Here is a 7025-nt window from a genome sequence, read left to right as displayed (position 1 = left end):
GATCTTGGCGCCCATCTGATTGATCTCGCCCGGTTCCTGGTCGGTGAGTTCCATGAAGTGATCGGCATGAGCGAGACATTTATCAAACAGCGACCGCTGGCTGTGGAAATGAGCGGACTAAGCTCCAAGGGGAGCGCCGAGGCGAATGCACCGATGGGAGAAGTGACGGTAGATGATGCCACGCTGTTCCTGGCACGCTTCGCCGGAGGTACGCTGGGCAGCTTCGAGGCCACACGGTTTGCTGCCGGACATCGGAGTACAAATTCTTTCGAGATCAACGGGAGTCTGGGCAGTGTGCGGTTTGACTTTGAACGAATGAACGAACTGGAAGTGTATTTCACACAGGATGAGGAGGACGTGCAGGGCTTCCGCCGCGTGCTCGCCACCGATCCGGCACACAAGTACTCCGAAGCCTGGTGGCCTGCAGGACATACGATCGGCTTCGAGCATACCTTTACACATGAGATGCTTGAGATGTTGAGTGCCATCTCCGAAGGACGGCAACCTGTACCGAACTTCCACGACGGGGTTGCTTGTCAGGCTGTGCTTGAAGCAGTGGAACGATCCATAGAGGAACGACGCTGGGTATCCATTGAAGAAATGTAACATAACATTACATTCCGAAAGGTGAGTGGATTTCAGATGAGCAAGGCACTGATTGTATGGGGTGGATGGAACGGACATGAGCCAGAGCAGGTGGCGGCCATTTTTGAACGCATTCTGAAGGAAGAGCGGTTCGAGGTGGAGGTGTCTAATACCCTTGAAGCCTACCAGGATGCGGAGAAACTGCTTGGCCTGGACCTGATCGTTCCAGTGTGGACCATGGGACAGATTGAGCAGGAACTGGTCAATAATGTCTCGGAAGCGGTTCAAAGCGGCGTAGGCCTGACAGGCTGCCATGGCGGCATGTGTGATGCCTTCCGGAACAATGTAGACTGGCAATTCATGACAGGCGGGCAATGGGTTGCCCATCCCGGCAATGATGGGGTGGAGTACATGGTGAACATGAAGCGCGGCTCCAGCCCGCTGCTGGACCATATTCAGGATTTTCAGGTCAAAAGCGAGCAGTACTACCTTCACGTAGACCCGGCAGTTGAAGTGCTGGCAACCACACGCTTCCCGGTTGTACCAGGACCGCATTCGGCCAATGGGCAAGTGGATATGCCTGTTGTATGGACGAAGCGCTGGGGGAACGGCCGCGTCTTCTACAATTCGCTGGGACATCACGCAGATATCATAGATATGCCTCAAGTGACCGAGATGATGCGCAGCGGGTTCCTATGGGCTGCTGCAGGCAAACAGGCGGCCGCAGCCCGGGGCAGTTCCCTGTCAGGGGCTTATACGGGCATGGCAGACAGCCAGCAGCGGTAGTGCGAACAGGATGAAGCGGCAGGCCACTGGAAGAAATTTTGGCGACCTGTATCCTCCATGGAGTCCAGAAGAGCAGCAAAATGCCATTATCCATTTTTTTGTGAAGGAGAAGGGAGTCCAGGCATGAACAAAATGAAAGTGGGCATTATCGGTTGTGGTAAAATCAGCGGGATTTACATGGAAAATTGCCATCGCTTTGACATTCTGGAGCTGTCTGCAGTAGCGGATCTGGACCATATCCGGGCAGAGGAGCAAGCGGCGGCGTACAACGTTCCAAACGTATATTCGGTAGATGAGATTTTGGCTGATCCGGAGATCGAACTTATCATTAATCTGACCATTCCGGCCGTTCACGCCGACGTATGCCTCAGAGCCCTTGAGTCAGGCAAGCATGTCTATGTAGAGAAGCCGCTTGCGGTCACCCGTAAGCAGGGCCAGGCTGTCTTGGAGCTGGCCCGCCGCAAGGGACTGCTTGTCGGCTGTGCACCGGAGACCTTCTTCGGCTCCGGGATACAGACGTCATTGAAGCTGATTGAGGACGGGGTCATTGGCAATCCGGTAGCTGCTACGGCCTTCATGATGAGCCGTGGACATGAACATTGGCATCCAGATCCTGAATTTTATTATGCTGTTGGCGGTGGTCCAATGTTTGATATGGGGCCCTATTATTTGACGGCTCTGGTGCAATTGCTTGGTCCGATTGCCACTATCTCCGGCATGACAAGCAAGGCGAAGGACCAGCGTACGATTACGAGCGAGAAAAAGAGAGGACAGACCATCCAGGTCGACATTCCGACCCATGTAGCCGGATTGCTGCGCTTCGAGCAAGGTGCTGTCGGCACGCTTATTACCAGCTTTGACATCTTTGGTGGAAGCACTTTGCCGCCCATCGAGGTATATGGTACTCATGGCACGCTGCAGGTGCCTGACCCGAACACGTTCGGAGGGCCGGTACGCTACAGGCTGCTGGGTGAGCAGAAATGGACAGAGATGCCGCTGCTGCCGGGCTACCAGGAGAACACACGGGGCATCGGCGTTGCCGATATGGCCTACGCTGTCCGAAGCGGACGGCCTCACCGCGCCAGTGGTGAACTGGCCTACCATGTGCTGGAGGCGATGTGGGCGTTCCATGATTCCTCCGATGAGCAGACGTTCTATCCGATGCAGAGCACATGTCAGCGCCCGGCGGCTTTGCCGGAAAACCTGCCCTTGTATACGTTGGATACCTAAGTAATGTCAGCCTGATGCTGACTCCGCAGCTTACATTTATAAGACTGAGGGGCTGCCCCAAAAGTCGGTTTTTGGATTTTTCACCTCCCGCTATAAATGTTTATTTTAAAGAACCTCTTAATTTCCAAAAAAACGAGAGGTTCTTTTCTCTATTTTTATACATATCTTATTGCCAACAAGAAATATTTTACTAGGAATTGAATCTCCGGGGCGGATGGTTTCGCAGCAAGTCCTTATCATTCAGTGAGTAGGGGGGATTAAAATGACGATAAAAGACACAGTGGCCCGAACAATTGCCAGGAAAGCAGACGCTAAAGTAGGCGAGATAATAGGTAAAACTACCACTAAGGTAGCTGAGGAAATTACAATCCCGATACCTTCCGATTGGGCAATGGGTGGACTGACCAGCGCTGGTATGGAGACGAGTGTTACGAATAGTTATAAGTCTGGATACATCGACGTGTCTAAGGTGAAGAGACTCAGGCTAGAAAATAACACAATTATGCATAGGATTAACTTATACAACGCGGCGAAGCAGATGCTGCGTCAAGCTGCGTTTGATATTAATTATTACACGGTCGATGATGACGTTTACTTTGTAAGAATTGTAGTTGCCGATACAAGCAAAACATCTTACCAAGTCTACGCCGTAGACATCACAACTACGACAGAACCTATATTTATACCTAGCTCACTTAAATTTGGATTTATGCCAAGTAATGACGCGGCAACTAATGCGGTTGCACTACAAAGGGCCGTTGATGCGGGAGGCACGATAAGGGTAGAACAGCAAGGCCTCTACGATATCGACAGAGCGATAAAGATCGGGGACAACGTCACTCTAGATTTTGGTCCAGGTGTCTTTTTAAGGCGCACCACATCAAACGGGTACGTACTCGTCAATAAAGGGGCGTTTACTCGTAGTTACAATAAAAACATTGTAATAAGAGGTTTAAAGCTAATATGCAACGGTAAAGAATCCACTGCGGGCTCAGAATTAATTACCGGGTTGAGAGGTCAAATTTCTTTTTTCTACGTTAAAAATCTCACAATCGAAAACTTCGAATGTCTCGACCTCCTATCCTATAGTTATTGCGTACAGATATGTACCTTTGAGGATGTGATCATAGACAAGATACGAGTAGAGGGCGGCAAGGACGCGGTACACTTTGGTAGAGGCAGTAGCTTTGTGGTCCGTGATGGAAAATTTAAAACGTACGATGATCCTATAGCGCTAAACGGGCATGACTACGATACAGGAAATCCACAGCTTGGTTGGATCGAGAATGGCTTAATAGAAAACTGCTACGATTTAGCCGCTGCATCTACGACTGGATACTTCTTACGTGTTCTCGCTGGTGCTTGGGTTGACTGGTTTTCCGGCATGGAGCTGCAGAAGTCAGACACGGTGGTAAGTAATGGGCGATTGTACCGAGTTGTCGCGAATCCCGACGGCACTAAGTACACATCCACGATGGCACCTACACACGCAAGTGGAACGGTTACTCTCGACGGTAATATTAAATGGGCAATGATACAGGACGATGTTACCTACACGGCAGGCTGTAGAAATATCCACTTGCGAAATATCTATCTACAGAAAAATAGACCTGTTGCTGTTAGTATCCACTTTGACAAGGACAACTACTCACGTAGTTACTACCCGAACGCAACACCACCCATCCAAAAGAGTATCATTTTGGAAAATATACACATGCAGGCCGACGTGCCCCGATTAATCACAGCTACTACTCCCGTCGACACCATAAAGCTTGTAAATAGCGAGGTAATGAATACATCAATCGTGCTTTATAATATAAGCACCGCTGGTATGACCTACAGCAACACTAACCTTATTATGATGGGCGTAACGTTCAAAGGTACCGGAGGGCAGAGGCTGGTCAATTGCACGGGCGGCAGAACGGCATCTGTTAAGATAATCGGGAGCGTTGTAGAGAATGCAACCTACGCACCTACTTTTTCGGCTGGCGTTACGATCATAGCTAAGGATATATAGGACAAATCTCATTGTGTTGTTAAATACACAAATTGAGTTCATTTAACAACTGGTAATATAATGAAATATAGATAGTTGGACAAGAGAAAATCGATCAATGTGCGTTTATCTTTAACCAGCTGTCTCATTTTCAAAGGTAAAGGAGCAGAGGAGACCTATGTGTACAACCCATGTTCTAAGCGTTCCAAGCGCAAAAGCACCTTTCGAAAAGACAACTATTGAGCGGAGAGAATTACGGCCTAACGACATTTTAATCGATATTAAGTATTGCGGGATTTGTCACTCAGATATTCACATTGCCCACAATGATTTTGGCAACGGGGTTTATCCAATGGTACCAGGTCATGAAATTGCAGGGATCGTGACAGCAATAGGAACAGAAGTTACAAAATTCACTGTTGGGGATCGCGTTGGTGTCGGTTGCTTTGTTAACTCTTGCGGAGAATGTAAATTCTGCCTAAGAGGTGAAGAGCAATTTTGTACAAAAGGCGTAGTTATTGTATTTAATTCAACAGACTACGATGGAAATCTTACTTACGGTGGATATAGCCAAAAGATTGTTGTAAAAGAACATTTTGTTGTTCGTATCCCAGACAGCTTGGATCTGGCTGTAGCAAGCCCGTTATTATGTGCCGGCATCACCACTTACTCTCCATTAAAACACTGGAACGCAGGTCCTGGTAAAAAGGTTGCCATTCTGGGGATGGGAGGCCTCGGTCATTTAGCCGTTCAATTTGCTCATGCCTTAGGCGCTGAAGTCACTGTCTTGAGTACAAGTACGAGTAAAAAAAATGAAGCCTTGAGCTTTGACGCAGATCATTTCTATACTACCAGTGATCCCGCAACATTCAAGGAATTGGCTGGTCATTTTGACATCATCCTAAACACAGTGTCTGCAAATATTGATGTTGATGCATATTTATCCCTGCTTGAAGTAGATGGATCACTTGTAAATGTTGGTCTGCCAAACAAACCAGAACAGTACAATATTTTCTCCCTATACGCAGGACGTCGCAGCATTACTGCTTCAAATGTTGGTGGAATTCAAGAAACACAAGAGATGCTCGATTTTGCTGCTCAGCATGGTATTGCTCCTAAAATAGAGGTAATCCGTGCCGATCAAGTGAATGAAGCATTTGACCGTGTGCTGCACAACGATGTGCGTTATCGGTTCGTGATTGACATGGCCACTTTATAAACCATTAAAAGAGCTGTAAACATAAAATATTGAACAATCGAGTAGGCCTATGCGAAAGTGCATAAGCCTGCTCGAGACCTGCCTTGGTGCTACCTGAAGATGAACATATGTGGTCGACATGGTAGGCCATAACGGAGGAGCTCACAGCTCGCCGCCAGGCAGATCGACTGGAAGGCAAGAATGATCGAGTATGCTCTATTGGCTCTAGAGCTTGATATGAAGAAGTAGGGCATTTGCGCCCAAAGATCCTGCGGAGGGCACAGAGACCTAGACGCATTGGAATAGCGGATCAGCAAAGTGAAGACATAACTACTTTTCGCCTCTAGAATAGCGGAGAGAGCAATCGGGCAAAAACTTCTTTTATCTTTTGAATCCTGGAGCGCTTTTCAAATTCGGACAGTGAAAGTTCATGACTTGCGCTAAGATCCTGGTAAAAATCTTGTACTAAATGATCAACGACTTTCCGGTTAAAAAAGACTGCATTGAGTTCAAATTGCTCGCAAAAGCTGCGCATATCCATGTTTGCGCTGCCGGAACACGCCAATTGATCGGAAATAACCACTTTGGCATGGATGAAACCTTTTTGATAACTATAAAATCGGACTCCTGCCTGCAGTAGATCCTGAACATATGATAAAGAAGCGTTGTAAACAATCTTTTTATCGGGAAACGACGGTATAATGACCCGAACATCGATTCCTCTAATGACAGCTGTTTTTAGAGCTAATAAGATGGCGGAATCAGGAACGAAATAAGGCGTCTCAATATAGATTCGCTTCTTTGCAGAAACGATGAAGGAGAAAAGAAGCTCCAGGAACGTCTCATCCGGACCGCTTTTTACAATTTGCACAAATTCTTGCCCTTGACTTTCCTGAACGGGATAATATACGAAATCAGTTATGCTTTGTTCTTTGACCAGATACCAATCTGTTAAAAACGTATATTGAATCCATAGCACGGCATCCCCTTTAATGCTGAAGTGCGTATCCCGCCAGTAACCGAATTTCGGATCCTTGCCCTCGTATTCATCCCCTATATTCAAACCTCCGAAAAAACCGATTTTCCCGTCAACAACAACAATTTTGCGGTGATTGCGGTAATTGAGCCGCTTATCGAAGAAGGTCGTGAACAGAGGAAAAAAACATCCCGTTTCTACACCGGCATCCCGAAGTCGTTTCAAATAGGCCTTTCCCAATCGGCGGCTGCCGA

Annotated in this window: 6 protein-coding genes; 5 read left to right on the top strand and 1 reads right to left on the bottom strand. The window is 47.6% G+C overall.

The features are described 5' to 3' along the window. The 5 genes from WG8_RS28975 to WG8_RS21615 all read left to right on the top strand — a co-directional run. Nucleotides 1-606, top strand: a 606-nt coding sequence (locus WG8_RS28975; RefSeq protein WP_007432399.1) for a Gfo/Idh/MocA family oxidoreductase, incomplete at its 5' end; no start/stop codon positions are given. A gap of 36 nt (nt 607-642) precedes the next feature. Then, nucleotides 643-1371, top strand: coding sequence for a ThuA domain-containing protein (locus WG8_RS21630; RefSeq protein ID WP_007432398.1), 729 nt, complete (start codon nt 643-645; stop codon nt 1369-1371). A gap of 123 nt (nt 1372-1494) precedes the next feature. Continuing rightward, on the top strand, nt 1495-2601 hold the full coding sequence (locus tag WG8_RS21625; protein ID WP_007432397.1) for a Gfo/Idh/MocA family protein: 1107 nt from the start codon (nt 1495-1497) through the stop codon (nt 2599-2601). A gap of 262 nt (nt 2602-2863) precedes the next feature. After that, on the top strand, nt 2864-4618 hold the full coding sequence (locus tag WG8_RS21620; RefSeq protein ID WP_007432396.1) for a hypothetical protein: 1755 nt from the start codon (nt 2864-2866) through the stop codon (nt 4616-4618). Nucleotides 4619-4775: 157 nt separating this feature from the next. Then, a complete protein-coding gene (locus WG8_RS21615) occupies nt 4776-5816 on the top strand; it encodes an NAD(P)-dependent alcohol dehydrogenase (protein WP_043891322.1) in 1041 nt (346 codons plus the stop codon). Nucleotides 5817-6138: 322 nt separating this feature from the next. On the opposite strand, the gene cls is transcribed toward WG8_RS21615, so the two are convergent. Then, nucleotides 6139-7025 (bottom strand): cardiolipin synthase (gene cls, locus WG8_RS28970; RefSeq protein WP_007432394.1); only part of this gene is annotated, 887 nt, incomplete at its 5' end.

The organism is Paenibacillus sp. Aloe-11, from assembly GCF_000245715.1.
GTDB lineage: Bacteria > Bacillota > Bacilli > Paenibacillales > Paenibacillaceae > Paenibacillus > Paenibacillus kribbensis.
This window is presented reverse-complemented; position numbering and strand designations above follow the sequence as displayed.

What these genes read in the sequence shown, in the direction of transcription:
- WG8_RS21615 (WP_043891322.1), top strand. Translation starts at nt 4,776, where the DNA reads ATGTGTACAACCCATGTTCTAAGCGTTCCAAGCGCAAAAGCACCTTTC.
- WG8_RS21620 (WP_007432396.1), top strand. Translation starts at nt 2,864, where the DNA reads ATGACGATAAAAGACACAGTGGCCCGAACAATTGCCAGGAAAGCAGAC.
- WG8_RS21625 (WP_007432397.1), top strand. Translation starts at nt 1,495, where the DNA reads ATGAACAAAATGAAAGTGGGCATTATCGGTTGTGGTAAAATCAGCGGG.
- WG8_RS21630 (WP_007432398.1), top strand. Translation starts at nt 643, where the DNA reads ATGAGCAAGGCACTGATTGTATGGGGTGGATGGAACGGACATGAGCCA.